Genomic DNA, 4,072 nt, shown 5'->3' with positions numbered 1-4,072 from the left:
TCCTTCTCCCACTGGGCGAAGCGCCGGTAGACGGTCTGCCACGGGCCGTAGCGTTCGGGCAGATCACGCCACGGGGCACCCGTGCGCAGCCGCCACAGCACCCCGTTCACCACCTGCCGGTGGTCCCGCCAAGGACGCCCGGCCCCGTCCCGCTGCGGCAACAACGGCTCAATCCGAGCCCACGCAGCATCCGTTATCTCTCCTCGACCCACCACAAGATCAATTATGAGACACGGCCTAGTGCAATTTCACATTGCCGTGTTACATTTCACACCCGCGTCAACTGGCCCCCCATCTGACGGCCACCGCCCCATCCGGCCATCGACTCCGCCCCACCTCCCCCCACAGGAGAATCGGTGTCAACTCCTCGCGCCACGCGCCGAGTCACGCTCGCCCCGACGACGGGCAACGCCCGCACCCGCCCGCCGGGCCCCTAAGCCCTCTCTTCCGGATCTTGCCGGGCGCGCAACGCCGGATCATCCCTCCCCCGGCCTTTGCGGGCCGGGATGCGCTCCCACGGAAGCACCGGCAAGCCGTCCAAGTACGCCCAGTACGAGGACAGTTCGCCGGCACTCCCGGCCGGGCGCGAACTGCGGGCACCTCCCGGCCCCCAAGAGCCGGGGGAGCCACGCGCCGATCCGACAAGATCTCCGACAAGATCACCGACAAGATCCGTAAGAGAGGGCCTAGCCGGAGCCCCGACGCCCGTACGAAGGCGCCGGTTCACCGCTTCCGCCGCATTTCCGTGCAGGCTTCGGGCTCCGCACCACCGGCGTGGTCACCCGTTCCCGGGCTGTCCGTTCCCTCACGCCCCCGCACCGGTTTCGGCGGCATTCGCTGCCTCGCTCCTCGCCCGGTGCGCCCCGCACACAGCACCACCAGACCACCCCCACACCAACGAGGAGATCTCGGTGCCCTCATCAGCCACCGTGCGCAACACCCTGCTCTCGGCCGCGCTGGCCGCCACCCTCGCGGTCCCGCTGCTGCACAGTGCCCAGGCCACCGCCTCGCCTGCGCGTACCGTCTCGGCGGCGTCCCGCACTGCGCCCGCCCCGCAGCAGGCCGGCGACCACGTCGCCCACCAGGGCGCCCCGGGCGGCGGCGTCTCGGCCGGCCCGCAGGGCTGGCCCGGCACGGCCGCGCGCCAGCCGACCACCGGCCTGCAGTCCGGCGATCCGGCCGACACCGCCGAGTCGCTCCCGGCGGCAGGCCTCGCGAAGAGCGCCGCCTGCACCCCGGAGGCGTTCACCTCGCTCTCCCCCGCCGCGCTGGTCGACTTCCTCACCGACCGCGGCCACACCTACCAGGACTGCCTGCGCCCGCTGCTGGTCAACTGGGACCCGCGGACCGCGAAGGTGATGACGCCCGACCACGTCCGGGCCGTCGCCGCCAAGGTGAGCTCCCTCGCGCCGTCCTTCGACAGCGCCAACAACCTGAACCAGCAGGAACTCTGGTACTACCTGCACATCGCCGTCTTCTTCGACTTCTACCACGCCGAGGTCGACCTCGGCGACGACACCACCGTCGCCGCCCTCGACCGCGCCATCCGCGACTACGCCGCCAACCCCCGGGTGTTCGACCCCACCACCACCAACGGCGACACCATGGGCGAGTTGCTTCAGACCAGCAGCGCCCCCAAGCTGCGGCTGGCCCGGCTGCCCCTGGTGAAGCAGGTCATGCGGACGTTCGCCCCCGGCTCGCCCGTGGTCGGCGACCGCGGCTGGAACTGGGCCGTCCAGGGCGCCCTCCAGATCAACTTCCAGGGCATCGAGAACGTCGGCGAGGACCCCGACGGCCGGTTCCGGGCCGCCGTCGCCGCCGACGCCGACTATCGCGAGGCGTTCCGCGCCTACGCCGGCTACACCCACCTCAAGGGCACGAACAGCGAGTGGGCCGCCGGCGACGCCATGCTGGAGTACGGTCGCTTCGCCCGGATCGACGCCCTCAAGTCCGAGATGAAGCAGCGGATCGGCTCGCAACTGCAGCTCGCCGCAGCGACCTTCGGCCGGATGACCCTGCCCTGGGCCAACCTCGTCGGCCCGGTCAACGACCTCGGGCTCTGCGGCCAGTACGGGGTCTGCCGCACCGACCTGGAACGCCAGATCTTCCCCTACACCTACAGCTACGACAACAACACCCTGATCGTGCGCACCGCGCTCGACAAGGCCACCGCCGACCAGCTCTACTACGCCACCAAGCAGGTCAAGGCCCAGTTCTTCCGGACCCTGGGCACCGACCAGCCGCTGGCCGACGACAACCACCCGGCGCTGACCGTCCAGCTGTACGACACCAAGAGCAACTACCAGGCCCTCCAGCGCGTGCTGTTCGGCATCGGGGACGTCCAGAACGGCGGGATGTTCATCGAGGAGAACTCCACCTTCTACACCTACCAACGCACCACCCAGGAGTCGTACTTCAGCCTGGAGGAGCTGTTCCGGCACGAGTACACCCACTACCTCAACGCCCGCTGGGCGATCCCCGGCGAGGGTTACACCACCCGCTGGCCCAGCGACGCCACCTTCGCCATGAACGAGGGCACCGCCGAGTACTTCGCCGGCGCCACCCGCGACAGCGGGGTCAAGGCCCGCAAGTACATGGTCCGCCAGATCGGTTGGGACGACCAGGCCGGCACTCCCCGCCTGACCGTCGACCAGGTCCTGCACGCCACCTGGAACGGACTGGGCTTCCGCGCCTACCCCTACGCCGCGACCTTCTTCAACCTGCTCGGTGAGAAGCACCCCGAGCAACTCGCCGAGATGTACCGCCTGTTGCGCGCCGACGACCGCGCCGGCTACGACGCCTGGCGCGACCGCCTGGGCCGGGACGCCGGCCTCCAGCAGGAGTACACGGCCTACCTGGACGCCGAAATCCCGCTCGCGGACAGCCTCTTCGTCCCCGTCACCGCCTACACGCCCAACGGGCAGCTGAACTACGCCTGGGCATCCGAGGTCCGCAACGCCTTCGCCGCCGCCACGCAGAACACCCCCGACTGCAAGGACAACGGCGACTGGAACAACAAGATGCGCTTCACCTGCACCGGACGCATCACCGCCAACCTCACCAACTCCGCCGACCCCGGCCGGAACCGGAAGGAAATGGCCGCCACCGTCGACCACTTCCTCCTCGACCGGGGCGGCGCCGCCAGCAACAACCTGGCCGACATGAACTGTTGGTTCGGCAAGGTCGACGTCTGGCCCTCGGGCCAGGCCGGAACCGCGAACTACTCGTGCGAGGGCCCGCTGCGCCGCTGACCCCGCGCGACGACGACGGCCGAACCCGTCCGCCGGTGCACAACACGCTCGCGGAACAAGGACCGGGGTGCTGAGCGGCCTCCCGCGTGCACTCCGACGGCAACCTCACGGCGCGAACGAAATGGCTGCGGCCCGGCCCTCGACGGTTTCGAGGGCCGGGCCGCACAGCCGAGCCGGACGGGAAACGACGGCCTGCGGTGTCAGGGGCAGTGGACGGTGAAGGTGCCTTCGTGGGTGCCGGCGACGCTACTGCCCCAGTTGCCGAGGACGTCCTTCATCTGGACGCCGTACGCGAAGGCCGCCGGAGAGGGGAGTCCCAACCGGCCCCGAGGCAGTCAGAGCCCGGGCAGAACCCTCGCCTTGGGAGCTCAAGGTGGCATCGCCCGCAACCACCGGCAAGCTCGCCGGGCGGTATGGCGGTATCCACCCCGAACGAGTGCGCCGTCGTTCCCACCGACTCACGTCGTTGACCAGCACGGGGAACTCTGCGTCCCAGTGTCGCGGCGACCTCAGGCGAGCGCGGCGCCCCAGGCCTTCGCCCGGTCCAGTTCGCCGTCGCGCAGCGGTCCGTTGATCTCTTCCACGAGGAAGCCGACGGCGTCGGACGTCAGGTCGTAGTGGTGGCGGGTGAGGCGCGCGGCGATGCCGTCGGCCGCCGCCCCGGCGTGCTTGGTCTCGACCCGGGTGTCGAACGCGGCGGCGCGGACGCCCGCACCGTCGTCCGGCAGGGAGCGGAACCAGGCGCGCAGGCCCGGGCTCTCCTCCGGTGCGCCCGCCTTCGCGGCCAGGGTGCGACTGAGGCCGGTGGACATGCCCCGCAT

The 4,072-nt window shown here is 70.5% G+C and carries 3 protein-coding genes; 1 reads left to right on the top strand and 2 read right to left on the bottom strand.

Going from position 1 to position 4,072, the window contains the following annotated elements:
* Window positions 1–215, bottom strand: a 215-nt coding sequence (locus tag IEZ12_RS37155; protein ID WP_189278829.1) for a transposase, incomplete at its 3' end; no start/stop codon positions are given.
* 696 nt (window positions 216–911) lie between these two features.
* Here IEZ12_RS37155 and IEZ12_RS37150 point away from each other — a divergent pair.
* Entirely contained in the window at window positions 912–3,251 is a 2,340-nt protein-coding gene (locus IEZ12_RS37150; protein WP_229848717.1) for a collagenase, read from the top strand.
* A 509-nt stretch (window positions 3,252–3,760) separates the two neighbouring features.
* Here the strand turns inward: IEZ12_RS37150 and IEZ12_RS37145 are convergent.
* Window positions 3,761–4,072: hypothetical protein (locus IEZ12_RS37145; protein ID WP_229848716.1), on the bottom strand; the 312-nt coding region annotated here is incomplete at its 5' end.

This window comes from Kitasatospora griseola (genome assembly GCF_014648555.1).
Lineage (GTDB): Bacteria > Actinomycetota > Actinomycetes > Streptomycetales > Streptomycetaceae > Kitasatospora > Kitasatospora griseola.
This window is presented reverse-complemented; position numbering and strand designations above follow the sequence as displayed.